Genomic DNA, 26593 nt, shown 5'->3' on the forward strand with positions numbered 1-26593 from the left:
CAAGTATTTATATTTTAGTCACATTCACGGATTCCTTGACAACTACCCAAGTTCCTTCCGCCTTCACGACCTTTACCAGTCGATTGGCATCAACGAATTCTCCGGATGTCACCACATCGATACGATTGTCTCCAATGAGCACCGTTCCCGCGGGACGAAGCGGCGTAATCGTCATTCCTTCTAGACCAAGTAAGGAGTCCTTGACGTCAGCCGATAGGTAACCTTGTTCAGTGGTCAGCTTATCCCGCAAAATAAACTTGTTCCATACCCCTTTTGCTTTGTTCATTCTTACAAAAATAGCGATTAATATGATCGCTGCGACCAATGCAATCACGATGGAAATAAATGCTGACATCGGGTCCGATGCCGCGGTCACTACCCCGGTTATCAGTGAGGCGCTTCCAAGTATCCCGAGTATGCCAAAGCTTGGCACAAACACCTCGATAATGAGCAGCGCTATCCCAATGACGAACAGCACGACCGACTCCATGCCCGCAAAGCCTGCCACATAATGGCCAAAGAAATACAGGCCAAACGCGAGAATGCCGATTATGCCAGGAGCGCCAAAGCCTGGGACGATCATTTCAATTACAACACCTGCAATACCTAGAATGAGCAGTACAGTCATAACGACGGGATCTACCAGCCATCTAGCCGTCTTCTCAGCCAGTGAAGGCGTCACCTCGATTTGAACCCGGTCTTCAAGGCCGAGCCACTTCACCACTTCATCAACAGAAGCAGCCGTATGTTCGGAATACCCAACTTTCTCAGCTTCACTTGCCGTCAGGGTCAAAATTTCACCTTTCAGCTTATCTCTTCCGATCTTGTCTTTCAAGTCCAGAGTGACATTGATGTCAACCATCGCCGCAGCGATGTTTTTGTCCCGCCCTTGTAACCCTGCAGATTCGCTCATCTCAGAGGTCCAGAACGAAATCGTCTTTGGATCTTCGAGCAAACGTCCTGATCCATCAACCACTGCAGCAGCGCCAATTGTGCTCCCTGGCTGCATAACGATCTGATCGGCATTAAGCGCAATATACGTGCCTGCCGAGACCGCCTTCCCTTCAACGAACGCCGTTGTCGGAATGCTGCTTTCCCGAATAAAATGACCAATCCTTTCGGCATTGACAACTTTGCCCCCGAGCGTATTGATAACAAGGACCACATGCTCAGCCTTTGCTTCTCCAGCTTCTTCGTAAGCTCTCTCCAAAAAAGATTGAAGACCCGATTCAACTGTTTGCTTCACAGGAATGACATAAACTGCCGGCCCCGCATCGGTTGCTGCTTCCGCCCGATCCGCTGGAGCGCCAATAACTCCTGCAAACGTCACCATAATTAATGCTGCGAGCCATGCAATAGGAGCGGTGGACCATCTTCTTCGCCATCGATTCATGTGCAAGAAGGTTCCTCCTTTTTCTCATGTATTGTTCCCTATTACGTACAACAAGCAAAAATGTTTCATTATTCTGTATACACTATATTCGAATGATTTAATCGTTTCTGCGAAACGTATAGAGAAAGTATGAGCAAACTCCTATACTTTCTTATGCGTCAAAAAAAACACCCCTGAATCAGGGGTGTTTTGTTAGTCCGAATGTTTAGTTAGTTAAGATGTTGCTGTACGAGTTGATTTACTAGCTTACCGTCAGCGCGTCCTTTTGTTTTTGGCAGAAGGGCACTCATAACTTTTCCCATATCGGCTTTGGAAGAAGCACCGAGTTCATGGATGGTCTGCGTTACTATCTCTTGAATCTCTTCTTCAGTCAGCTGTTCGGGAAGGTATTGACTAATAATTTCAATTTCGACCTCAAGACCCGCTACTAAATCATCACGGCTGGCTTTTTTAAATTCTTGGAGGGAATCTTTACGTTGTTTGATTTCACGACTCAATATATCAAGCACTTCGTTATCGTCCAAAGGACGCTTGAGATCGATTTCCAAGTTTTTCACTGACGCGCGCATCATACGAATTACGGAAAGCTTAAACTTGTCCTGATTCTTCATGGCTTGCTTCATATCGTCGGTCAATCTTTCGCTCAGGTTCATTATGGAAGGATCCTCCTAAAACTTTCTCTTGCGCGCAGCCTCAGACTTCTTCTTGCGCTTCACACTTGGCTTTTCATAATGCTTGCGTTTTTTCACCTCAGCTAGAACTCCATCTTTAGCGATGGAACGTTTAAAGCGGCGAAGCGCAGCATCAATAGTTTCGTTTTTGCGAACTTTAGTTTCAGACACCAGTTTTCCCTCCCTCCGAAACAGACCGTCCAGAGCTAATACACGGTTTATCAAATTTCATTATATGTCAAACCAAAAGGCAGTGTCAACTTTGGATATTTGTTAATTGCGGAGAAAGTTTTGTTCCCCCTAGCAAATGGATATGCAAATGGTAAACAAGCTGCCCGCCATCGGCATTTACATTGTTGACAAGGCGGTAGCCAGACTCATCAATCCCTTGCTCTTTGGCGATGTGCCGTGCTACTGCGAAGAGCTCCGCCATCACTGCGGCATCATCATCCGTCACTTCATTCATCGTAGGAATATGCTTCTTCGGTATGATGAGAATATGTACTGGAGCAGCAGGCTGTATATCATGGAACGCCAAGATCCTGTCATTTTCAAATACCTTCTTGGACGGAATCGTGCCTTCAATAATTTTGCAAAAAAGACAGTCCATTCGTTTCACCCCCTGTTTCATAAACTCTTTCTATCATAACGAAAATTCCGATACTCGTCCAACTGGGGAGTTTAATCAGCAGGAAATCATACTTTTTCCCTGCTAATTCCGAATATCATTTTAATAATAAATCAGCAGTGACAAAGCCATCAATTCTGCAAGAGGAAATACCTGCCGGATAGATTGGATACCCTATTCAAACTATTAATATCAAGCTCTAATCGCTGCTGTTCAGTTCAATGAGGAATAATGGCTTGCTGCAGCTCCTCCACTAACTCGGGCCAATCAATCCCGCTGGACAAGCGAATAATCGCGATGCGATTGCCTTCAATATTGGTATTGAAATTCTTCAATATGCCAGACATTTTCACGAATGTGCCTTTAAGCTCCGTAATAGAAGCCTGCTCCTCTTCGTTCAACGGACCCGCATGACGTCCAATGATTTGCAGGCCTGTTACCTTTTCCTCCAAGAATAACGAAAACAGCTCGGCATTGATTTTCTTCGGTTCCAATGGAAAACTCTCAGCTTCTTCAGCAAAGGCAATAACAGCGCTGCTATTCGCAGCCATTTTACCTATCTCAAAATTCAAAGGAAACCGCTCTTCCATCCCCTTGCTTTGCTCCAAAGCTTCGAGCAAGGGGAGCAGTTCCTCCACAAATTGCTTCGTTGCTGAGCCCGCCTCGTAAATGCTCTGGCCTGCCTCAAAATTATTTTCCTGCTTATGCTGTAAAAATTGCGAGTACAAAAAAACATTGCCAATTAGACTGAACACAAGAATTACAAGTGTAATCGGCAGTGCGATCGAGCGTTTGCCCGCTTGCTGCTGTTCCAACTTCGCTGCCTCCTTTTATGCTAGGTTCCTTTGTGGTTAAAGCTGTACCGATTGCCCGCCGTCAAAGAAAAAGACATGGCATTCGTCTACTTTGCGGCCAAGCACAGATTCAATCGCTTCCGCATAAAGCTCCAGCTGAAAGCGATGACGCTCGGCCCCCTCTGTCCATTTCTGGTTATGAATCCGATCCGTTTTGTAATCCAGCAATACGACGCCGGCATCATCCTCAAACAGGCAATCGATCACCCCTTGAATCAAGATCGGCTCCTTCGTCAGTGACTCCTCCGCGTCCGGATATACGCGACTGGCTGGAAACATGCTGCTGAACGGCACCTCACGTCTTACCCAGCCTGCCTGAAGCAAACGTTGGCCAAGGTCGCTATCAAAAAAAGCAGCGACTGCCGGGAGGTTAATCGCCTCTGACTGTATCCTGGTCAGCAGGCGAAGTTCGATCATGCCATCCAGCGTTTCCTTAAGATTTTGCACGCTTGCCGGCTCTGAGAGCGGAACATGCTGCATTAGCAAATGGTTTACCGAACCTTTTTCTGCGGCTGTCAGCGACTTCTCCTCCATGAAGGCAGGGCGCCGGAGACGGAGCGTGTAGCTCGCTGTTGGGATGGTAGCTACGCCATTCTCCATTGGCTCGCTAGCCCACTGATCCTCCAAAGGAACGGCATCCTCCAACACTTCCGAATGCAGTCTTTTCATTTCCGTAACCGAGGTTTTGGCTGCTAGCCTCGCAGCTGCTTGATGCGGATACTGCCATGACAACCTTTCCCGAAGCTGACCGTCCTCTTCCACGCCATCGAGAAGCGACAACGTCGTTACCGCTTGAAGCCTCGCTACTCTGGCTTCTTCCTGTTCATCCTGCTCCTCGACAGCCGCTGCCGCTTCCGTGACGAAGAGGGAGGCGGACACGATGCCAGCTTGCCACTGTGGCGCGTTTTGCAGTGCCTTCTCTTTCGCAGCAATTTGAACCGCAGCGAGTGGTCCGAGCCAATCGATGAACGAGCGAGCGGAGGCTACCCGGAAATCGGGCATCATGCCATTGTCATCGACGGAGGCAAGCCAGCGCTTCAGCTTGGCTTCTGCATCAGCTACCGTCGCCACTAGGAACATCTTCTCTTTAGGCCTCGTTAACGCTACATAGAGGATACGCATTTCCTCCGCCAGCATCTCTTTGCGCATCGCCCTGCGAATCGCCAAATAGGGCAGCGTAGGGTAGCTAATTCGCAGATCAGGGTCTACAAATCGAGGTCCAAAGCCGAGCTCCTTGTGCTTGAGGAACACGCTCCTCACGTCCTGTTGATTAAAGAGCTTTCCAAGTCCCGCAACGAAGACGACTGGAAATTCAAGACCTTTGCTCTTATGGATAGACATGATGCGCACAACATCCTCCTGCTCGCCAAGTGCCCTGGCTGTTCCCAAATCCCCACCGCTGTCACGCATGCGTTCAATAAACCGCAGGAAGCGGAACAAGCCCCTGAAGGATGTCGCCTCATATTGCCGCGCACGGTCATGCAACGCACGCAAATTAGCTTGTCGCTGCGTCCCGCCTGGCAGCCCACCTACGAAATCATAATAACCAGTCTCGCGGTAGATTTCCCATAGCAGGTCAGCAAGCGAGCCTTGCCTTGCTTCCTCCCGCCAACGGTCGAGGCTGTCCAAAAACAAGGAAAGCTTGCGACGGGTCTCCTCCCCCACAAACAAATCACCGGCAGCAAGCAGCACCGCATCATAATACGATGATTTAGCCGATTGGATGCGAATACGTGCAAGCTCCTCTGCGTTCAGCGCAAATAAAGGAGAACGCAAAGCCGCAGCCAGCGGAATATCCTGATAGGGATTATCGATGACACGAAGCAAGGACAACATCGTCTCCACTTCCGTCGCGTCAAAATAACCGCTGCTGAGCTCGGCATAAGCGGGAATGCCGCTGCCTTGCAATTCCTCGATTATAATAGGCGCCCACTGCTGCGTCGCACGCAACAAAACAACGACATCTCTCCATTGCAAAGACCGATTTTCACGCCTTTTGCCGTCATAAACTTGAAAGCCGCTGTCAATTAGCGACTTCAACTGCTGCGCGATCCAGCGAGCCTCGAGCTCAGCTGCCTTGAGTTCAGCTGCTGACTCTACAGGAGTGCCGCTTCCGTCTTGCTCGCCTTCTTCCGAGGACTCCATAGAATCTGAATCCTCGGCTCCCGAGAGCTCCTCTTCCTCCATCGTGCCTTTGTTCAATACCGCAAATTCGACCTGATAACGGTCAGCTGGCACGGGAACCGGATAGGAAGCGCCGCATACAAGCTCAGCACGTGCATCATAATCCATCTCTGCTACATTCTCTCGCATAATCGCGCGAAATACCGCATTGACTCCGTCGACGACCTCTGACCGGCTCCTGAAATTCCGGGCTAAATCGATGCGCACTGCCCCTCCCGTTTCTGTTTCCGGACGGTTGCCTGCTTCCCTTAGCGACAGATATGATTTGTATTTTTGCAAAAATAATTTCGGCTCTGCAAGCCTAAAGCCATAGATGCTTTGCTTCACATCCCCAACCATAAACCGGTTCCCCGTTCCCGGGCGTTCGATTAGCGATACGATGGCTTCCTGCACCATATTTGTATCCTGGTATTCGTCCAATAAGATTTCATCGAACTGCTGCTGGAATTCGAAAGCCGCAATAGATGGAATCATGTTCTCCGGTGTTGAGGACGGATCACGCAAAATACGCAAGCAATAATGCTCCAAATCACCGAAATCAAGCAAGCCTTTGGCACGTTTTGCTGCCTCGTAAGCTTGTCCGAATTCGATGACCAGCTCCGCCAACGCTTTCATTAAAGGAGCAAGCTCGCGAAGCTCCTCCAAAAATTGCTCGGCCGTTCTGCCAAACAATTCATCCGCGAGCGAAGAAACCAGCTTCTTCGCGTTATCACGCAGCTCCTTGGCCTGCTCCTGGAGCGACTTGTCATATTCATCGCCGCGCATCGCCTTGAGCTTGCCGAACTGCGCCGCTTGAAATGGCATTATCCAGCTCTCCCATGGCATCGTATAAATGATGTCTGCCAATGAGCTTACCAGCTCTAAATCATCGTCCAAAGTAGCCGCATAAGGCTCAGGACCGGCAGGCTGGCGCGTCAACTCAAGCGCTTGGTACAGCAGAGAACCTGCCCCTTCTAGTGTTAGCTGGATGTCATTTTTCAGACTGGCGATCCACTCGCTACCTTGCAAGGCAGCGACATCTGCAACATCGAAAGCTTCCGCCGTTTCCCGCAGCCAATGCGCTGGCCACGGATGGCTTTGCGAAAAATCATAGAGCTGTTGGACAAGGCGATATAGCGGCTCGTCGCCGCGCTCACCGCCATAACGGTCCGCTAAGCGGAGAAAAGCACCTTCGTCGTTCGCACCTTCATACTTTTGTTCAAACAGCTGATCAAGCACGTCAAGGCGCATCAGCTCGCTCTCCGTCTCATTGGCAATACGAAAGCCGGGATCCAGACCAATCAAAGAATAATATCGCCGGATAACATCCATGCAAAACGAATGCAGCGTTGTAATCGAAGCTCGGTTCATTAAAGCCAGCTGGCGGCGCAAATGCTCAGAATCAGGCTGCCGCTCTAGCTCAAGCTCCAAAGCAAGGCGGATACGATCCTTCATCTCAGCTGCGGCAGCCTTCGTAAAGGTAGCAACCAGCAGACGGTCAACGTCGGTATTAGCCGATATTTTTCGAATGATTCGCTCAACAAGAACGGCCGTCTTGCCTGAACCGGCTGCTGCTGCAACGAGAATGTTGGAGCCGCTCGTTACGATGGCATCCCACTGATCGTCCGTCCATGTGCTGTTTTCCGGCTTTGGAGACTCCTTTGCCGTATGCATCATCTTCTACTCCCTCTCCAACTGCTGCCAAATCTCTTCTTTTGTCGGCTTGCTCAGTTTCCGATAATCATTTCCTTCGAATTGGGCATCGAATTGGCAGACCGCTTTGTAGTCGCAATATTGACAAGGTGTCTTCGTCCCCATGCGATAAGGCTCAATAGACACCTCTCCGGCCTGTATCGCGCTACCAATGCGGCTAATGGTCGTTCTAACCGAATGCCTCAAAACATCCCATTGCTCATTGGTCACGACAGAGGAGCTGCTGTAAAAGCTGCCGTCTCTCTTTAAGGCTACAGGCAGCAGCTCTGAATATCCGGTCTCGAGTTCGTCATCCATCATTCTGACTGTCGTAGCATCTGCCGATATAAGGCCTTTCATCTTGAAGCGCTTGAGCAGCTTGCCGCTGGCTTCAACGGGACTAATGCTGTTGGTCAGCGCAAGCACCGGATTATGCACATGAAAATACAACACGCCAGCAGGCGATGCAGCCTTGCCAAGCCATGACGAAGCATGCGTAACGAGAACGTCGAGATAAGTCAACATTTGCAGCGATAAGCCAAATGAGACCTCCTCCAGCCTTAAATTCGTGGAACTCGATTTATAATCAAGCACGCGCAGCAGTAGGCCTTCCTCGGTCTCTGCAGCATCGACGCGGTCAATTCTGCCGATAATCTCCATCTCCCCCCCGCCCTCAAGCGGGATGCGAAGTGAAGGCAGAATGCCGTCTGGGCCAAAATCAACCTCGGTTCCAACTGGCTGAAACTTTGCTCTACGGGCGTGCTCGCCAAGCATAAGAGCCGCTTGTCCAACAATTTCTTTCAGCTTGCGTGCAATATATTGAAATCGGCTGCTGCTGAGCAGAATTTGCGATTGCATCTTTGGTGTCAGCTCGTCAACTGTCCGTGAGGCGACCGCCTTCAGCTCTGCTTCAGAAGCCTGCCCCCAGCCGCCGCCAAGTCCGGACGTCATTTTGCTAAGCGCCGCGTGGAAGAGCTGCCCGATATCAGGAGCATTAAGGCGGTATAGCTTTCTCTCCCGCAGCTTCAAGCCATGAATGGCGAAATGCTGAAATGGACAAGACACGAACCGCTCCATGCGAGAAACGCTGACCTGCAGCCGCGCTCCGTAGAGTTCTCTTGCGGTTTCCTTGGTGAGCAGATGCTCTTGGTTTACATAGCTCAGGGAGCCTGTCAAAAGCTGCAGCTTCCGCTGCCATTCCGGCCTGACTGCAAACCAGTTGTACATATCCCACCAGAAAGGGGCAATCTCCGCTCCATTCTGCCATTTCCGAATGGCAGCAATCAAATAGGACAATGTCCGCTGCGGCTGCGATACGAACATCCGCTGCTCCGCGACAGACAAGCTTGGCGAAGGCTCTGCCGCCACGCTTTGAACAGAAATGCCGGGAAATAGCTGGCGGACATGGCGGATGATTTCGGAGGGCAACAAACTTTTCCCTTCTTCATCCGCTTGTGCCCAGCTCAGCCACAAGTGCCTGCTTGGCGTAGTTAAAGCGTTGTAGATCATAAACCGTTCATCCAGCAAACGACGCCTTACGCCAGGTGCCATGGCTATGCCATCCTCTGCCAGCCGCTCGCGTTCCTGCTCGGTCAGAATGCCATCTTCCTTCACCCTCATCGGCATCACGCCATCGTTGGCGCCAAGCACGTAGGACACCTTGACCTGTCCCGATCTCGTACGGTCCATGCTGCCAATCAACACCTGATCAAGTGCCGGAGGCACGGCTGCAAGTTTTAGGCTATCCAGCCCGGCTTCGATCATGCCGGCGAACAACTCTGGCGATACCGTCTGGTCTCCCGCAAGCTCAACCAATTGGTCAAGCAGCTGCATCACGCTGTCCCAGAGCTGCCGGTGGCTTCTGCCCCGCTGCGTCTTGCCTGTTTGGGCATCCTGAATGCCCCAGCGCTCTAAGCGGTCTGCTGCGTCTGAGTGGTCAAGGAGCAGGTACAGCGCCTCGCACATCTCCTGAACGTTGCCCGCTTTCTTCAACGCTTCCCCGAACCGTTTAAGCGGTTGTACAACTGCTTCCCTTGCAGCAAGCACAATATCGAATTCCCGCTGCGCTTTCTCGCTGATTTTAACTGCGATGTCTTCATCATCATCCAATGAGACAGGCACAAGTGGATGCCAACGCTTCTTGTCGAGCCATTTCCAGCCGTCTATGCCTGCAGCGAGCGCGTAGTTTTCGAGCAAATCGAACCACTCGCGAAGCAAGCTCCCATCCATCGGAAACAACATTTCTGTCTTTACGCAGCGGAACACTGCGTCGTAGCGCCATCCAAACAAAACCGTCTCCAGTGAGGACCTAATAAACTCCACGAGCGGATGATGGACAGCCTTCTCCTTCTGATCTACGAAAAAACGAATGTTGTAATCCGCAAAGACCAAGCCGATATAGTCCGCGTAATCTTCGCTATTGCGCACCAAGACCGCAGCATCACGCCAGCGCAGCCCTTCGTGCTGCGCCCTGCGGACAAGGTCCCTTGCTACCGCTTCTACCTCAGCACGGCGATTCGCGGCAGCGTGCAAGGAAACTCCACAGTAAGTATGGTCAAAATCGAGCATAGCCCGGTCCGTGATGAGCATCGGCACGCGTTCTCCATAATGCTTCTCCAAATGAGCCAGCATCGGACTCTCCTTGAAACGGGCTGGCAGGGCTTCCCCAAGAAGGGTTGGCGGCAAAACATCCACATCGTATTTCGATGCGAGCTCCAGCAGCTTATTATAGGTTTCTGCAGTAGGATGAAACAAATCCAGCTCATGTGGCTGTTCGCCTGGCAGATAGGGCCGATTAAGCGTAAGGGTGACGGTCACTTGCGCCGAGGAAGCCATTAACGCCCCTAGCGCTTCATATTCCGTCGGCGTGAAACCGAAGAAGCCGTCGACCCAGATTTGAATGCCTTGCATAGCTGATGCCCCGGCAAAGCCATTTTGCAGATAACGCAAATAATCCTCGGCGTCGATATACATGCCCGCGAGTTCCTGCTCCATCTGACTATAGATAAGCTGCAAATCATGCAGCTTTCGATTTAATAATGTAGACTGCCCTACTCCCGAATAAGAAGCCTCCTGCTGCCCTTGCAGCATCTCTGAATCAATCCCGTACCGTTTCCATTCGGTCAGCAGCTCTGCCAGTCTATCAATAAAGCCTGGCTGCTCTGCACCGCTTTGAAACAGCTCCAACTGCTGCCCCAGCCGGTGTACGATCTTGTAAAGCAGCATATGCTTTCCCGTATCTCCGATCGGAACGAGTGCCGTTCCGCCCGTTTCCTGCATGACGCGAAAGGCCAGACGCCGAAAGCTCAGCGCCTGTGCCCTAATCGTGCCGTTTAAACCGCCAGTTTGAAGAAGAGCATATTCCGTCTGAAAGGTGGCCTGTTCCGGGACAAGCATCACAAGCGGAGGCCCATCCGGCTCGCCCCGCAGCTGGTCCCTGATTTCGTTCAAGCAATAGGACGTTTTACCGGTTCCGGAACGTCCAATGACAAAGCGAAGCGACATGTGCAGCCCTCCCGTTTATTTCCACTTGGATTATTTGCTTCTTACTTCAAAAATCGCGAATTTCAAATAATGACCCTCGTTGACGCCGAGCAATTGCGGGTGATCCTTCCCTGCGGCCCGCCATTCCACCAAGCGCAACTGCTTGCCTGCATCCACAGCTGCTTCTTGTATGGTCTCCAAAAACAATTCCGGACGCATATGGTACGAGCAGCTTGCCGTGACGAAATATCCCCCTTCATTCACAAGCTTGAGTCCTTGCAGGTTAATGTCTTTGTATCCGCGGCAAGCGCCAGCCACAGCGCTTTTCGTTTTGGCAAAGGCAGGCGGGTCCAGAATGACTACGTCCCATGTTCGACCTGCAGAGCTCTCCAGCTTCTTCGACGTATCCACGCCGCCTAGGCTGCGCTGCTTGCGCTCATCGATTCCCTTAACCTGGGCGCGCAAATATTCAAAGGCGTCAGCGACGACAAATTCTACCCGGTCCGTATAGCCGTTGCGCTCAACATTGCGTTTGGCAGTCTCAATTGCATGCTCCGAAACATCGAGGCATGTCACTTTCTTCGCCCCATATTTACAAGCATGCAAAGTAAAGCTTCCGGTATGGGCAAAGCACTCTAGCACGGAGGCCCCGTCCCAATAGGGGAACGTTACAATCTTGCCATTAGCGTTTACAGGAACAAGATCGGCCGATTCACCAGCCCGAGCAGTGGAGGCTTCAACCGCTTCCTTATCTCCCGCTTCTGCTGCCGCACGGCTTGCCAGACGGATGCCGCTGCGGCCTCCCCAGCCTGTCATTAGCGGTGCAATCGCAGCACGGTTCTCACGCTGGTCGAAGAAATAGCCTGTTTTCTGGCCTTCAACGATATCGACCTCCAGCTTTAATCCGTTCTCCTCTATTTCAATAATGGACGGACACTCACCATAAAGCACGCCTGTTCGTTCCTCAAGCCCCTCCAGAGTACGAACGCTCACATCGCTTCGCTCATAAATCCCCTGAGGCTGGAATACATCGATCAACGCCTCAATCAGCGCTTCCCTTCGAACATCCATGCCCAAAGTCAGAAGCTGCAGAACCAACACATTGTTAAAGCGGTCGACGACAAGACCCGGAAGGAAGTCTGCTTCCCCATATACGAGGCGGCAATCAGCATCGGCAACAAAGCGGCGGCGATGCTCTGCGCATGCACGAAGCCGGCTGCGGAAAAAATCCGCATCCATAGCTGCAATCGGCTGATAAGCAACGATGCGCACCGTAATTTGTGATTTTGGATTCCAATATCCCGTTGCCAAATAGCGGCCTTGATGGTTAACGACATCTACCAAATCCCCTGGCAGCGCATCGCCCTCCAGTCGGTCGATTTCCGTTGCATAAACCCAAGGATGACCTTGTTCCAATCTTTTCTTTCTTGCTTTTAGTAAATAAATTTTTGGATGGCTCACGTTGTTTTCTCTTCCCCTCGTTTTTCTAATGCTTGTCATGCTTGTCTTTACAGCAGCATATGTATAGTTACGAAATGCACCCTTTACAAACAGATAAGGAGAGCATCCCATGATTGATTCTATTCTCATTCCCATGCTTCTTGGGTTCGCAGTATTCATGTGCGGCATGAAGCTGATGGAGCTCGCTCTGCACCGTTTGGCCGGTCCATTCCTGACAGGCGTGCTGGAACGTTCAACTGCAACACCGATTCACGGACTAGCGATAGGTACGGTCACTACTGCTTTTCTTCAAAGCAGCACTGCTGTTACCGTCTTGGCGATCGGGATGGTGAATGCCGGCTTGCTAACCTTTCCGCGCACGCTGGGCATCATTCTAGGCACCAATATCGGCACCTGCATAACGACGGAGCTTATTGGGTTGAATTTGAATAAGCTTGCTATCCCCTTATTGGCTGTATCTTTGGCCATCTGGATCGCGACTGCCATGCTAGGCGAATTGCGTATTGTACCCGCGCTTCGCAATACCCGTTGGCTGGATCCGCTTCGTTCCTCATCGGTCGTTCTTTGTGGATTTGCTTTGCTGCTAACCGGAATGGGCATGATGCAAGGCGTAGGTCCCGCCGTTCAAGATAGCCCTTTTTTTAGCTGGTTTCTCGATAAAGCAGGCGAGAACCTATGGTGGGGACTCGCAGCCGGCGCCGTTCTTACCGCTGCTGTTCACAGCAGTGCAGCCGTTATCGGAATCATTATGGGCTTTGTATCCGTAGGCGCAATGCCAATTGAACTCGGCATTGCTGTGGTGCTCGGCGCAAATATCGGCACATGTGCGACTGCTTTGCTTGCCTCCATCGGCGGAACAAAAGCGGGACAATATGTCGCTTGGTCTCATGTTGTGCTTAATGCTGGGGGAGCTTTGCTGTTTATGCCCTTTGTAGGTGAGCTTACCACCCTTTCCGAATGGATATCTGCAACAGCTGCCGGGCAAATTGCCCATACGCAAACGATCTTTAACGTACTGAGCTCTTTAATTGCGCTGCCTTTCTGCTATCTTGGCATCTTTCGCAGGCTCGGGCCGTCAGCACCGCACTAATCCGTTTGCAAACCGAGCAATTGAAAAGCGCCGGCAACAATGCGATGATTGTTATCGTAGCCAGATTGCTTCTGCCGTCTCCAGGCATCCTGCGGCTCAAACCAATCTACTCCGCGTATCTCTTCCACCTGAGCCTGCAAGGAGCCCCCAACGGCTTCTACTAGATAATAATGAACCTCTTTATCTACGGAGCCCAACGCCTCGTGCTCATATTTATATTTTATCTGGTCAATCGGAGCGATGATGACGCCTTCAAGCCCGGTTTCTTCAGCGATTTCCCGCAAGGCTGTCTGTTCGATTGTTTCGCCGGCTTCCATTTTCCCTTTCGGCAGCGATACTTTTCCATAACGATCCTGAATGAGCTGAATTTGAAGCTTTCCTTCCTCGTTTCGGCGATATACGACACCGCCTGCTGAAATTTCCTTCATGTCCGTTTCCCCCTTGCAGCATTCATTTAGATAGTATATGCAGCAAAGGATTCCTCCATCGATTCCCGAAAGGGAATCGATAAGCAAAGGAACCCCCGCATTGATCTGGCTTTGGTTATGCTCTTATCGCTTCTGGACGTTCCAGAACGAAGCTATGCAGTTCAGTATCATTGTCTGCTGCAGGTAGCTCATCCATAACGCGAACCAGCTTAGCGCGGCATTCGTTAACGCCCGCTTCCGTAATTTTGACCCGGCAAAGCTTTCCGATCAAGGCTTCGGTACCGTTGAACACCACTTGAATGTAGTTGTCCGTGTAGCCCATCACAAGCCCGGTTCCAGGTGCTCCTTTATAATCGCGCTCAGGAATAACATCAAGTACCTGGCCTACATATTGCTTAGCGTAAGCAAGCTGCATCTTCTCTGATAAATCGATCAGCTTGTGTACGCGCTCGTTCTTAATCTCGTCCTCCACTTGCTCATCCATCCGGGCAGCTGGCGTTCCTGTACGTTTGGAGTAAGGGAAAACATGCATTTCAGCAAACTTCAAATCCTCCATGAAACGAAAGCCGCTCTCAAACATTTCTTCCGTTTCACCCGGGAAGCCCACGATAACGTCCGTCGTAATCGCTACACCAGGCATGGCTTCATGCAGCCTTTTGATCTTTGCTGCAAACTCCGCAGTCGTATACTTGCGGCGCATCCTTTTAAGCACGGAGTCCTCTCCCGCTTGAAGCGGGATATGGAGATGACGGCACATTTTGGTTGAACGGTTCAATACGTCGATCATCGCGTCATCAATTTGGCTTGCTTCAATGGAGCTGATCCGAATCCGCTCGAGACCCTCAATTTTATCCAAATCCCAAAGTAGGCTCGTAAGATTGTAATTTTCCATATCATCGCCATAGCCACCCGTATGAATGCCCGTCAATACAATTTCCTTATAGCCTGAGGCTACCAGCTGCTTCGCTTGCTCCAGCACGCTTTGAGGCGCACGGCTGCGTGAGAGGCCCCGCGACCAAGGAATAATGCAGAAGGTGCAGAAGTTATTGCAACCTTCCTGAATTTTCAGAAATGCCCTCGTCCGTTCGGAGAAGTCAGGAACATCCAGTTCTTCAAAATCACGAGTCTTCATAATATTGCGAACAGCGTTGACCGGCTTGCGGTCACCTTGAATCTGGTCAACAAAAGTCATTATTTTCTCGCGGTCCTGCGTCCCGATGACAAGGTCCACGCCTTCGATGGCCATAATTTCCGCTGGGGATGTCTGAGCATAACAGCCTGTCACTGCAATGACAGCATCCGGATTGCGACGCACAGCCCGTCTAATAATCTGGCGGCTCTTCTTATCTCCCGTATTTGTTACGGTACATGTATTAACTAAGTAAACATCGGCGGTCGCTTCGAAATCGACCTGCTCGTAACCTTCGTTCTTAAATAGCTGCCATATCGCTTCTGTGTCATAGAAGTTTACTTTGCAGCCCAGCGTATAAAATGCGACTGTTGGCATAGTTGTTACGCTCCTCCCATTTCTCCGGATTCATATAATAAGCAGGTTAGTCCGACAAGACCTGCTGTTTCCGTTCTTAAAATTCTTCTGCCAAGTCCCGTCAAAACAGCACCTGCAGCTTCTGCCTCTGCGGCTTCTCGGTCTGTAAAGCCACCCTCGGACCCGACGATTAGCAGCACTTTCACTGCACTAACTGGTGATGCGCTCTGCCGCCATTCTTGAATCGCGGAACGGATGCCTCTGCCATGGGCAGCATGACCTTCGCGCTCGTAGCAAAACAGGGCCAGATCATAATTGCCTATCAATTGGACCAGCTCACGCCAGCTCTTCAACGGCTCAATAGCCGGAATTCGGCTGCGATGGGCTTGCTCCGCTGCTTCTTTAGCGATTTTGCTCCAGCGCTCAATCCGTTTCGCTTCCTTCTTGGCATCGTACTGCACAACCATCCGCTCGGATTGAAAAGGAATGAACGCGTAAGCGCCAATCTCTGTCCCTTTCTGGATAACCAGTTCCATCTTATCGCCTTTGGGCAAGCTTTGCGCAATGGTGACAGACCATACAGGTTCACTTTCCGCATCCAGCATTTCAATGATTTCTGCTGTTATTAGCGTCGGAGAAGCTTCCACTACAGCGACTAACGCTGTCCGCGACTGCCCGTCGCTAACGATGAATTTATCGCCCGGCTTTGATCGCATAACCCTCACGGCGTGATGCGCGTCCTCACCCGTTAAGCGAATCTCATTGTCTCCGAATTGCTCCGCCGCTACAAAATATCGTTGCATCTTAATTCATAACCACCCTTAAACAAATTCCATCCTTCATAATAGCATGTATAGCTGTTCTAAATCTATCAGAAACCGTTGCCAAGCCGTTCTTGCCTATTTCCACAACATATGGTCTACCCTAGAAAAAAAGATCATAAGCGAACCTTAACATATCGCTCGCCATTGTACTGCCAATAGACAATATCGGGTCCAGCGTCACGCGCCGAAGCGGTGGAATAAACACGATAAGAAGGAAAATGAACATGCCCCATTGCACATTTTGATCCATTTTGTACCGAATCTTAAGCGGCAAAAGATCAGCGATGATCCGGTAGCCATCGAGCGGCGGCAGAGGGATTAAATTAAAAATAAACAACAGAAAGTTATAGGATATAAAATACATGAAAAACCTTTGTATCGCAGCACTGACACCGTGAGAGCTCGCTTCCAATACACCTGCCGCATCAAGCCCAACGAACAGGAATACACCGATAATTCCCATCAACAAATTGCTTAACGGACCTACCACCGTGACGATAATGCTCATTAACCGCGGACTGCTGAATTTGCTCGGATTGACCGGAACGGGCTTCGCCCATCCAAAACCTGCGATTAAGATCAAAACCATGCCTAAAACATCCAAATGGACGCGTGGGTTCAGTGTAACTCGACCTGCGTTGTAGGCAGTATCATCGCCAAATTTATACGCGCTGTAGGCATGCGCAAATTCATGCACCGTAAAGGAAATGATCAGTGCCAGTACGATAAACGGCAAATCCTCTAGCGGATTCCGAAAAAAACTTTGCAGATCCATTAACCCACCTGCGGCTTTCTCGCAACGAACGCAATCCATTCCTCATCGCGGCGCTTCTCGACAATTTCAAACCCGGAACGGATTAAGCCTTCTTCCACGTTTGTTTCTTTATTTTTGTATACCCCAGAAGCAATGTAAATGCCGTTCGGCTTCAGCGCTTCAAATACATCATCAACGAACATCAAGATAACCTCTGCTAAAATATTCGCAACGACAAGGTCCACTGGCACGGTTACGCCAATGGATTGACTGCCAGATGCTTTCTCAAGAACGGCTGAATCCTCCTTAATCACACCAAGCAAATCACTAAGTCTTACTTCAACTTGCTCCGACAAATCGTTCAGCATTACGTTCTCGGTTGCACTCGACACCGCAATCGGATCCAGATCAAGCGCAAGTACACTCTTCGCACCCAATAGGCATGCGCCGATGGCAAGAATACCCGATCCCGTACCAACATCAATGATTTCTTCTCCACCGCGGATAACGGATTCAAGGGTCTGCAAGCAAAGTGCCGTAGTCGGGTGAGTTCCTGTACCGAAAGCCATCCCGGGATCAAGTTCAATAATGCGCTCATTTTCGCCTGGCTCATATTCTTCCCACGTGGGTTTGATCGTCAGCGTGTCTGAGATACGAAGCGGCTTGAAATATTGCTTCCATGCCGTAGCCCAGTCCTCATCATCTACGACATGCGCAGTGTATTCTACATTTCCAGGGTCAATATCGAACTCGCGAAGCTCCTCGACGCGCGGTCTAATCGCCGCAATCAGCGCATCTGTATCGGTGTCTTCGCCAAAATAGCCCTTAATTACGGCCTGTCCTTCTGGAATATCATTAAGTGGAAGCTGATACCATTGGCCAAGCGACGTATCGCGCTGCTTGCTGAGCGTTCCCGACTCTTCTATCGAAACGCCCCCTGCTCCCAATTCATGTAAAAAGTTCGATATCATCTCTTGCGCCTCTTCGGTTGTAGAGATTGTAATTTCATGCCATTTCATATGTAGTATCCTCCAATAACAATCGTAAACGGCTATCACCGACTCTCGTCAGCCAGACAAACGTTTCGCTATAAAAACCTAACATCTATTGTACACCAGAGTACCACCTTTGCACAAAGAAATGACGGATGCGACCGTCTCCTGCAATTATGCTACAATCATTACGAAACGTGCCAAAGCAGCAGGTTATACGTTACTAAGCCAATTATCGCAGGGAGGACCGCTACACCCATGTCACCTAGAAACATAGAGAAGGATCAAAAACTGCGTGACGAAAGGCAGCGCCAAATATTGGAGGCAGCCATGCATGTCATTGCAAGGCGGGGTCTGCCCGCAACAAAAATCGCTGATATCGCATCAACTGCAGGTATTAGCGTCGGAAATGTTTATAAATATTTCCGCTCCAAAGATGATATTTTCAAAGCCTTGGTGGAAAGCGGACAGCAGGAATACCGAGAATTTGTCGAACATGCGCTCCATTTGGAGGGATCCTCTTATGACAAACTATATTGGTACACTGAAAACTGGCTCTCTTATCGCAATGGATGGGCAATTACCGTTATTTTGCAATATGCCCGAACCTCGGAGGCTGTGCCTGAGCACGTAACGCAAGCGGTTAGTGCCAGATTCATCGACAATTTACGGCCAATGGCAGAAATGATCGCAGAGGGGCAAGCGGAAGGTGTGATCAAGAACGGAGGAAGTTTGGAACTTGCGCTGATCTACGTTTCTATGATGGAAGGGCTCATTTTGCACAACATACCGGGCATTCACGAAATCGCGATGCTAACCCCTGATAAAATGCTTGCCTTGCTCTTAAAATAACTAGCATCCCCTGCCAAATAAAACGATTGACTATTTATGGCAATTGCTGCTATCATGTTCACATAGTGAATAATTATTCATCTCTTGTCTACCAGATCGCTGGTGACGCATAATGGCTACTTTTCATAAAGAGGCGTTATGCTTTTTTTACGGGCATTATACCAACTTATCCGATGTGATTAATATTTAAACTGAATGAAAAGGATGAATAAATTGGAATTTTTCTGGTTTATACCGACCTACGGGGACGGCCGTTATGTTGGAACCGACCTCGGTGCAAGGACAACGACGCCCGTTTATTTCAGGCAGATCGCAATGGCAGCGGATGACCTGGGTTTCCATGGCGTTTTGCTTCCGACGGGAAGAGCCTGTGAGGACCCTTGGGTTACTGCTTCCTCGCTTATCGCAGCCACCAAACAGTTGAAATTTCTTATTGCAGTCAGGCCTGGCCTCATGTCGCCCACCCTTGCAGCAAGAATGGCAGCCAGCTTCGACCGCAGCTCTGGCGGACGCTTGCTTGTGAATGTAGTAGCCGGTGGCGACCCTGAAGAATTAGAGGCTGATGGTTTATTTCTTGAACATGACGAGCGTTATCAGTTGACTGATGAGTTTATGACAGTCTGGCGAAACCTCCTTACCGACAGGAAAGCTTTCAGCCTTGACGGCAAGCATATCAAAGTTAACGAAGCCGTCAATTTCTTCCCGCCCATACAGCAGCCGCATCCTCCCATTTTCTTTGGTGGATCTTCTCCAGCCGCAATGGAAACCGCAGCGAAGCATGCCGATCATTACTTGACATGGGGAGAAGCTCCCGAGCAGGTGAAACATAAGCTGACACTTGTCCGGGAAGCCGCTTTGGCACAAGGAAGATCTGTAAAGTTCGGTATTCGACTGCATATCATCGTCAGAGAAACGAATGAAGAAGCATGGCAGGCCGCGAACCAACTCATTCGCCATTTAGATGATAATGTCATTGCCAAAGCCCAACAAGTGTATGCGCGGATGGATTCCCATGGACAGAAACGAATGACTGAATTACATGGCGGTGATCGGAACAAGCTGGAAATTTCACCGAACCTGTGGGCAGGCATTGGTCTCGTTAGAGGTGGTGCAGGTACCGCGCTTGTTGGAGACCCTGATACGGTTGCGGAGCGACTTCGGGAATACGAAGCTCTCGGGGTCGAAACCTTTATTTTATCCGGGTATCCGCATTTGGAAGAAGCATACCGAGTAGCAGAGCTGTTATTCCCCAAGCTGCGATCTATCCAATCCAACGTGGCAAGCTCGGGACCAAATGGGGAGATGGTTGCTTATCAATACCAGCCTGGAAAGAACCGTTAATCGCCAAGTTCTAGCTGCTTGGACCAAGCACAGAGCCTATCCTTTTGCGATATCTGCATCGGCTGTCCTATTCGTATTGCTCATATGGTGGTTAGTGACGCGCTTGCAATGGGTGAATCCATTATTTATACCGGCGCCAGGAAAAGTATGGATTGCATTTGTACAAATTTTGCAGGACGGCTACAAGGGAAGCTCACTCTCACATCATATTGGGGATAGCTTATTCCGGCTCGGCAGCGCCTTTGCGCTCGCGCTTGTGACCGCAATCCCTCTAGGGCTTATTAGCGGCTCATCGCTCACCGTTCGGTCTCTTGTTGATCCTTTTATCGAGTTTTATCGCCCTCTGCCTCCGCTAGCGTATTATACGATGCTCGTATTATGGCTTGGCATCGGTGATTCTTCTAAGATTGCCTTGCTGTTTCTGGCAGCCTTCGCTCCTCTATACATTGCGGTAGTAGCAGGAGTGAGACGTGTATCCGCGGACCGGATTCATGCGGCAAAGTCGCTGGGTGCCAGCAAAATCAAGCTATTCATTTATGTATTGTTCCCTTCCGCTTTGCCTGAGATCTTTACCGGGATCCGCACGGCCATTGGGGTCAGTTACACGACACTAGTTGCTGCTGAGATGGTAGCCGCGATGTCCGGCATCGGTTGGATGGTGCTCGATGCAAGTAAGTTTCTGCGCAGTGATATTATTTTTGCGGGCATTATCATTATGGGACTCATCGCTTTGTTGATTGATTCTGCTCTTCGATGGCTGGAGAAAAAGCTTGTGCCATGGAGCGGTAAAGAATGAGATGAATATAGGAGTGTAGAGAAATGATAAAAAAGAAGAAGTTAACAGGATTATGGACCATTGTATTGCTCTTTTCCCTATTTAGCATACTTACTGCCTGCGGCTCTAACGAACCCGCAAGCCAAGCCACTGAAGCAGCCGTCAATACAGAAACGGAAGCTCCTGCCCCAGAAACCAAAGCTGACCCTACGGCCGAGCCTGCTGCGGCAGTCCTTCCCAAAGAAGTTCGTATTGGCTTTCAGATTATCCCCAATGCAGAACTGCTGACGAAAGCGCTTGGACTTGCAGAGAAAAAGTTTCCCGATGTTAATATAACCTGGGTTCCCTTCGATTCTGGCCGCGATGTCAATACGGCGTTCGCCGCAGGCGGCATCGATCTCGGCCTTGCGGGCTCCGTACCGGTAGCCATCGGCTTAGCCAATGATTTACCCTATTCCGTTTATTTCCTGCATGACGTAATTGGTGATAATGAAGCTCTGGCTGTCCGCAATAGTGCTGGCATCAACAGCGTGAAGGACCTCGTCGGCAAAAAAATCGCTGTTCCTTTTGGATCGACGACTCATTTCAGCTTATTGTCTGCACTTAAACAAGAAGGCGTGGACCCTGCTTCCGTCAGCATTCTTGATCTTCAGCCGCCTGATATCGTCGCAGCATGGCAGCGCAAAGACATCGACGGAGCATTCGTATGGCAGCCTTCGCTTGCGAAGCTTGTTGCCGATGACGGCAAACTATTAATTTCGGCCAAAACCTTATCCGAACAAGGCATCATCACCGCTGACGTTGGAATCGTCGGCAAGAAATTCGCTGAACAATATCCGCAATTCGTAAGAGACTACGTCGCAATTCTTGATGAAGCCGTGGCCCTGTACCGTTCAAATCCCGAGGAAGCCGCAAAGGCGGTCGCCCCGCTCCTCAGCCAATCCGAAGCGGATACGCTAACCCAGCTCCATGAGCTTGTATGGCTAAATGCTGCGGAGCAGCAGGACGCCAAATATCTCGGAGCGGATAGCAGCATAAGCGGATTTGCACAGGTTCTCGAGCAAACGGGCCAATTTCTGGTCGATCAGAAAACCATACCTTCTGCTCCGGATGCTGCTGCCTACCAACAAGGTATTTGGAATGAATCGCTGAAGCATTAATCGTGCGCACCAAAACAGATAGGAGGTAATCACAATGACAGAAGCTGCCTTTCAAGCTTTCCAATTAAGTTCTTCCGCAAATGAGGCTATTCAAGCTATAACGATGCAAGGTGTAAAGCTTATTTACCCTAACGGCAAAACGGATGCCGAAGTACTTGGCAATATTAATCTTTCCATCCAAGAGGGTGAATTCGTTTGTATTCTTGGCCCTTCCGGATGCGGAAAAACGTCGCTTCTTAAAGTAGCGGCTGGTTACGAGCAGCCTACTTCAGGCGAGGTCAGCATCTATGAACGACCACACTACAGGCCGCATCACGAGGTCGGCGTCGTCTTCCAACATGCCAATCTGTTCCCATGGCTGAGCGTGCAGAGCAATGTAGAGTTTGGCCTGAAAATGCTGAGCTGCCCGCGTGCAGAACGGAAAGAAAAAGCAGCTTCCATTGTGAAGCAAGTCGGACTAACTTCTTATTCTTCCTTGTTTCCATTCCAACTCTCTGGCGGCATGAAGCAACGAACGGCAATCGCTAGAGCACTGGCCACAGATCCACGTATTATTCTCATGGATGAGCCGTTCGCTTCACTTGATGCAATTACGCGCGAATCGCTGCAATATCTGATTCGTAAAATCTGGGTGAATTCAGGTAAAACGATTGTATTCATTACACATGACGTGGATGAGGCACTGCTGCTTGGCACCAGGATTATAACGATGCAAGCTGCGCCAGGACGAATCGAGGTAGACATGCCAAATCCACTCAACAAGCGCTCCGAGCCATTTACCTTCGTACGCAAGCACTCAAGGTATGGCGAGCTTCGCGACTTATTGGTCAGGTCTTTGCGACCAGAAGGCTATGTTTTGCAAGAAGCAGCGGAATAAAATAAGGCTCATGATCAAAAGAGACTGCAGGCTTATTAAGCCTGCAGTCTCTTTTGTATTAACTAATAGTAGCGTTTGCGTTTGCGTCAATCTGACTGATCAGGCGAAGCGCACGTTCAGCGACAGCAGCGTCAATCGTTGCTGTCACAGTGCCGCTATCGATCAACCCGCTTACATCTGTAACACGAAGTGCCTGCAGCTTACGCAGAGCCTCTTGAGCTGTGCCTTCGCCGCTAAACGTGGCTTGGAGTTCCAAGCGGCTCATTATTCCTGCTCGTTGCGCTGATCAGCTGCTGCTGCACGCTCTGCTGCTTTGCGGTCCGCCTCATCTGCCAGCTCTTCGGAAAACTCAACATCCTCATTCTCACCTACAGGCAGGTTTGCAAAGTTCTCTTTTTCCAAGTTAATGTTGTCAGTCATCTTATTATTCCCTCCGGTTGTTTGTAGATGTATGGTTTTCCTACCCGAATAGAATATGTTTGCGCGCCAATTCCTATACAGACCATTATAAGAAAAAAAGACGTGCCGGGTTATTCTCCCCGGAACGCCTTTTTCATTTTATCAAAAATAGATTCATGATGCTCTTGATCATTAGATACCGAATCGCCGGTCAGACCGCCGAATTGACGAAGCAAATCCTTCTGGTCATCCGTCAGACTTGTTGGTGTTACGATCGTCACCTTCACATGCTGGTCGCCTTGACCGTATCCACGCAGCTTCGGAACCCCTTTGCCTTTAAGCCGGAAGTACGTGCCCGTTTGCGTGCCCGCAGGCACTTTAAGCTTTACCTTCTCGGTCAGCGTCGGAATTTCAATCTCATCCCCAAGCGCCGCTTGAACGAAAGTAAGTGGAACCTCGCAGTAGATATCATCGCCCTCGCGCTCAAAGAACTCATGTGACTTCACGCGAATCACAATGTACAAATCACCTGCTGGCCCGCCGCGAAGTCCGCCTTCGCCCTCGCCAGTCATGCGGATTTGAGCACCATCATCGACACCCGCAGGAATGCGAATATTGATTTTGCGTTGACGTTTTACTTTGCCAGCGCCATGACAGGTCGAACATTTATCTTTAATGACGCGGCCTGTGCCGCTGCAATTCGTACAAGCGCGGCGATTTACCATACGGCCGAATGGCGTATTTTGGACAACCTCTTGTTGGCCGCTCCCCTTACATACCGAACAAGATTCCGGCTTCGTACCCGGCTTGGCACCATCACCATGACAGGTGTCACACGTTTCTGTACGCGGAATCGTAATTTCGGTTTCCTTGCCGAACACAGCTTCCTTGAACTCAACCGTCATCGTATATTGAAGATCATTGCCGCGTTGCGGTGCATTTGGATCACGTCGACCACCGCCACCACCGAAGAACATATCGAAAATATCGCCAAAGCCGCCGCCGAAATCAGCGCCGCCTCCACCGCCCATGCCCTGGTTAGGATCAACATGGCCGAACCGGTCATACGTTGAGCGTTTGCCGTCATCACTTAAGACGTCATACGCTTCCTTCACTTCCTTGAACTTCGTCTCCGCATCCGCAGCTTTGTTCACGTCGGGATGGAATTCCCTTGCGAGCTTACGGTAAGACTTTTTAATTTCTTCTGCTGAAGCGTCCTTGCCTACGCCCAGCACCTCATAAAAATCGCGCTTGCTTGCCACCTGTTCTCACCTCCGCTATCTATCTTATGATTCCATGTGTCTATGCGCACGAAAGGAGGTCAAAGCCAGGTAGCGCCTGTCTTTGACCTCTCACTCGCTACACTTTATTTATTGTCGTCAACAACTTCATAGTCGGCATCTACAACGTTGTCTTTTCCTTTAGCATTGCTATTGCCATTGCCTGCTTCCGGCTCAGCGCCTTCTGCTTGCGCTGCTTGCTCATAAAGCTTAACGGAAAGCTGCTGTACGATTTCCGTCAACTCAGCTGCTGCTGCATTTATTTGCTCTAGATCGTCAGTTGCAAGTGCAGCTGTAACTTTTTCTTTCGCTGCGTTTGCTTTTTCGATTTCGCCTGCATCCACTTTATCGCCAAGATCTTTGATCGTTTTGTCAGCGGAGTAAACCAATTGGTCAGCGCTGTTTTTTGCTTCGACCAAATCACGACGCTTGCGGTCTTCTTCTGCGTTCAGCTCAGCGTCCTTCATCATTTGATTGATTTCATCTTCGCTCAAGCCGCTTGAAGAAGTGATTGTGATCTTTTGGCTCTTGCCTGTTCCTTTATCTAGCGCCGATACGTTAACGATACCGTTCGCATCGATATCGAAAGTAACTTCGATTTGCGGTACGCCGCGCGGTGCAAGAGGAATATCGTTTAATGTAAAGCGGCCAAGCGTTTTGTTGCCAGCTGCCATCGAGCGCTCGCCTTGCAGAACGTGAATTTCAACGCCCGGCTGGTTGTCCGCGTAAGTGGAATACACTTGGGACTTGCTCGTAGGAATCGTTGTGTTGCGGTCGATCATTTTCGTAAACACGCCGCCAGCTGTTTCAATACCAAGCGACAATGGCGTAACGTCAAGAAGAACTACGTCTTTCACGTCGCCAGTCAATACACCTGCTTGAACGGCTGCGCCAAGTGCAACAACCTCATCTGGGTTAACGCCTTTATGTGGATCTTTGCCGATCAATTTTTTAACAGCTTCTTGTACGGCTGGAATACGAGTCGATCCGCCAACAAGAACAACTTTATCAATATCGTTAGCTGACATGCCTGCATCGCTAAGCGCTTGACGAGTAGGTCCAAGCGTACGCTCAACAAGCGCAGCAGCTAGCTCTTCGAATTTAGCACGGGTTAGGCTAAGCTCCAAATGCTGAGGAACGCCGTCAACCATCGTAATAAACGGAAGCGAAATCGCCGATGTTAGTGTACCGGAAAGCTCTTTTTTCGCTTTCTCCGCTGCATCTTTCAGACGTTGAACTGCTGCTTTGTCTTTGGAGAGATCAATGCCTTGATCCTTCTTGAATTCCGCAACAAGGTGATCGATAACCACTTGGTCGAAGTCATCGCCGCCCAATTTGTTGTCGCCGCTTGTTGCTTTAACTTCGAAGAAACCATCACCAAGCTCAAGAATGGAAACGTCGAACGTACCGCCGCCAAGGTCATATACAAGAATCGTTTGGTCTTCTGTTTTCTCAAGGCCGTAAGCAAGAGCAGCAGCTGTTGGCTCGTTGACAATACGAAGCACTTCTAGACCAGCGATTTTGCCTGCATCCTTCGTTGCTTGACGCTGACTGTCATTGAAATAAGCGGGAACCGTAATAACTGCTTGTGTTACCGTTTGACCTAAGTAAGCTTCCGCATCGGATTTCAATTTTTGCAAAATGATTGCAGAAATTTCTTGCGGTGTATAATCTTTATCGTCGATTTTTTCTTTGTGGTTCGTACCAATATGGCGCTTGATTGAGCTGATTGTACGGTCAGGATTCGTGATGGCTTGACGTTTTGCCGTTTCGCCGACTACACGCTCTCCGTCTTTTTTGAAACCTACTACGGATGGAGTTGTGCGGTTGCCTTCCGGGTTAGGGATAACGACTGCTTCTCCACCCTCCATTACTGCAACGCAAGAGTTCGTTGTACCAAGGTCAATACCGATTACTTTACTCATAGCTATTGTTCCTCCTACATTCTATTGTATTTTAAAGCTAAGCTAGCTTTCATTATCTTATTTAT

23 protein-coding genes are annotated in these 26593 nt (G+C 49.8%); 6 read left to right on the top strand and 17 right to left on the bottom strand.

Annotated features, from left to right (window positions below; genetic code table 11):
• Positions 1-7 precede the first annotated feature (7 nt).
• The 8 genes from E0496_RS32425 to E0496_RS32460 form a co-directional block, all read right to left on the bottom strand.
• On the bottom strand, positions 8-1393 hold the full coding sequence (locus tag E0496_RS32425; RefSeq protein WP_141506227.1) for an NfeD family protein: 1386 nt from the start codon (positions 1391-1393) through the stop codon (positions 8-10).
• 209 nt (positions 1394-1602) lie between these two features.
• Complete coding sequence (locus tag E0496_RS32430; RefSeq protein WP_139994357.1) at positions 1603-2046, bottom strand: GatB/YqeY domain-containing protein; 444 nt, start codon at positions 2044-2046, stop codon at positions 1603-1605.
• 15 nt (positions 2047-2061) lie between these two features.
• The gene (rpsU, locus tag E0496_RS32435; RefSeq protein WP_005547957.1) at positions 2062-2235 is read right to left on the bottom strand and encodes a 30S ribosomal protein S21; all 174 of its coding nucleotides are present in this window, start codon (positions 2233-2235) and stop codon (positions 2062-2064) included.
• Between the two features lie 85 nt (positions 2236-2320).
• Positions 2321-2674, bottom strand: coding sequence for a histidine triad nucleotide-binding protein (locus E0496_RS32440; protein ID WP_141506075.1), 354 nt, complete (start codon positions 2672-2674; stop codon positions 2321-2323).
• Positions 2675-2910: 236 nt separating this feature from the next.
• A complete protein-coding gene (locus tag E0496_RS32445; protein WP_141506076.1) occupies positions 2911-3507 on the bottom strand; it encodes a hypothetical protein in 597 nt (198 codons plus the stop codon).
• A gap of 36 nt (positions 3508-3543) precedes the next feature.
• A complete protein-coding gene (gene addA / locus E0496_RS32450) occupies positions 3544-7383 on the bottom strand; it encodes a helicase-exonuclease AddAB subunit AddA (RefSeq protein ID WP_175598156.1) in 3840 nt (1279 codons plus the stop codon).
• Positions 7384-7389: 6 nt separating this feature from the next.
• Positions 7390-10905, bottom strand: coding sequence for a helicase-exonuclease AddAB subunit AddB (addB, locus tag E0496_RS32455; RefSeq protein WP_141506078.1), 3516 nt, complete (start codon positions 10903-10905; stop codon positions 7390-7392).
• Between the two features lie 30 nt (positions 10906-10935).
• Positions 10936-12345: a class I SAM-dependent rRNA methyltransferase gene (locus E0496_RS32460; RefSeq protein ID WP_241675069.1), complete on the bottom strand. Its 1410-nt coding sequence runs from the start codon at positions 12343-12345 to the stop codon at positions 10936-10938.
• 109 nt (positions 12346-12454) lie between these two features.
• On the opposite strand from E0496_RS32460, the gene E0496_RS32465 reads away from it, so the two are divergent.
• A complete protein-coding gene (locus tag E0496_RS32465; protein ID WP_141506079.1) occupies positions 12455-13435 on the top strand; it encodes a Na/Pi cotransporter family protein in 981 nt (326 codons plus the stop codon).
• Here E0496_RS32465 and E0496_RS32470 read toward each other — a convergent pair.
• From E0496_RS32470 to prmA, 5 genes are all read right to left on the bottom strand, one after another.
• Complete coding sequence (locus tag E0496_RS32470) at positions 13432-13863, bottom strand: NUDIX hydrolase (RefSeq protein WP_141506080.1); 432 nt, start codon at positions 13861-13863, stop codon at positions 13432-13434. The genes E0496_RS32465 and E0496_RS32470 overlap by 4 nt on opposite strands.
• A gap of 115 nt (positions 13864-13978) precedes the next feature.
• A complete protein-coding gene (gene mtaB / locus E0496_RS32475; RefSeq protein WP_141506081.1) occupies positions 13979-15370 on the bottom strand; it encodes a tRNA (N(6)-L-threonylcarbamoyladenosine(37)-C(2))-methylthiotransferase MtaB in 1392 nt (463 codons plus the stop codon).
• Positions 15371-15375: 5 nt separating this feature from the next.
• Positions 15376-16152 (bottom strand): RsmE family RNA methyltransferase, encoded by a 777-nt coding sequence (locus tag E0496_RS32480; RefSeq protein ID WP_141506082.1) that lies wholly within the window; start codon positions 16150-16152, stop codon positions 15376-15378.
• Positions 16153-16273: 121 nt separating this feature from the next.
• Positions 16274-16948, bottom strand: a complete 675-nt coding sequence (locus tag E0496_RS32485; protein WP_141506083.1) for a site-2 protease family protein — start codon at positions 16946-16948, stop codon at positions 16274-16276.
• The gene (prmA, locus tag E0496_RS32490) at positions 16948-17946 is read right to left on the bottom strand and encodes a 50S ribosomal protein L11 methyltransferase (protein ID WP_141506084.1); all 999 of its coding nucleotides are present in this window, start codon (positions 17944-17946) and stop codon (positions 16948-16950) included. Before prmA ends, E0496_RS32485 begins: the two co-directional genes overlap by 1 nt.
• A gap of 231 nt (positions 17947-18177) precedes the next feature.
• Between prmA and E0496_RS32495 the strand changes: the two genes are divergently transcribed.
• The 5 genes from E0496_RS32495 (at position 18178) to E0496_RS32515 (ending at position 22924) form a co-directional block, all read left to right on the top strand.
• Positions 18178-18771 carry a TetR/AcrR family transcriptional regulator gene (locus E0496_RS32495; protein ID WP_141506085.1) on the top strand — a complete coding sequence of 198 codons (594 nt, stop codon included), beginning with the start codon at positions 18178-18180 and terminating at the stop codon, positions 18769-18771.
• A 213-nt stretch (positions 18772-18984) separates the two neighbouring features.
• Positions 18985-20112 (top strand): FMNH2-dependent alkanesulfonate monooxygenase, encoded by a 1128-nt coding sequence (gene ssuD / locus E0496_RS32500; RefSeq protein ID WP_141506229.1) that lies wholly within the window; start codon positions 18985-18987, stop codon positions 20110-20112.
• Positions 20066-20908 (top strand): ABC transporter permease, encoded by an 843-nt coding sequence (locus E0496_RS32505; RefSeq protein WP_141506086.1) that lies wholly within the window; start codon positions 20066-20068, stop codon positions 20906-20908. The genes ssuD and E0496_RS32505 overlap by 47 nt, the downstream gene beginning before the upstream one ends.
• Positions 20909-20931: 23 nt before the next feature.
• Positions 20932-22047: a taurine ABC transporter substrate-binding protein gene (locus E0496_RS32510; protein WP_141506087.1), complete on the top strand. Its 1116-nt coding sequence runs from the start codon at positions 20932-20934 to the stop codon at positions 22045-22047.
• Between the two features lie 34 nt (positions 22048-22081).
• Positions 22082-22924 (top strand): ABC transporter ATP-binding protein, encoded by an 843-nt coding sequence (locus E0496_RS32515; protein ID WP_141506088.1) that lies wholly within the window; start codon positions 22082-22084, stop codon positions 22922-22924.
• Between the two features lie 58 nt (positions 22925-22982).
• On the opposite strand, the gene E0496_RS32520 is transcribed toward E0496_RS32515, so the two are convergent.
• From E0496_RS32520 to dnaK, 4 genes are all read right to left on the bottom strand, one after another.
• A complete protein-coding gene (locus E0496_RS32520; protein ID WP_141506089.1) occupies positions 22983-23189 on the bottom strand; it encodes a hypothetical protein in 207 nt (68 codons plus the stop codon).
• Positions 23189-23344, bottom strand: a complete 156-nt coding sequence (locus tag E0496_RS32525) for a YfhD family protein (protein WP_141506090.1) — start codon at positions 23342-23344, stop codon at positions 23189-23191. Before E0496_RS32525 ends, E0496_RS32520 begins: the two co-directional genes overlap by 1 nt.
• A 110-nt stretch (positions 23345-23454) precedes the next feature.
• Entirely contained in the window at positions 23455-24585 is a 1131-nt protein-coding gene (gene dnaJ, locus E0496_RS32530) for a molecular chaperone DnaJ (RefSeq protein ID WP_139994325.1), read from the bottom strand.
• A 104-nt stretch (positions 24586-24689) separates the two neighbouring features.
• Positions 24690-26528 carry a molecular chaperone DnaK gene (dnaK, locus tag E0496_RS32535; RefSeq protein WP_141506091.1) on the bottom strand — a complete coding sequence of 613 codons (1839 nt, stop codon included), beginning with the start codon at positions 26526-26528 and terminating at the stop codon, positions 24690-24692.
• Positions 26529-26593 lie beyond the last annotated feature (65 nt).

The sequence above is a fragment of the Paenibacillus luteus genome, assembly GCF_006542765.1.
GTDB classification, from domain to species: Bacteria; Bacillota; Bacilli; order Paenibacillales; family Paenibacillaceae; genus Pristimantibacillus; species Pristimantibacillus luteus.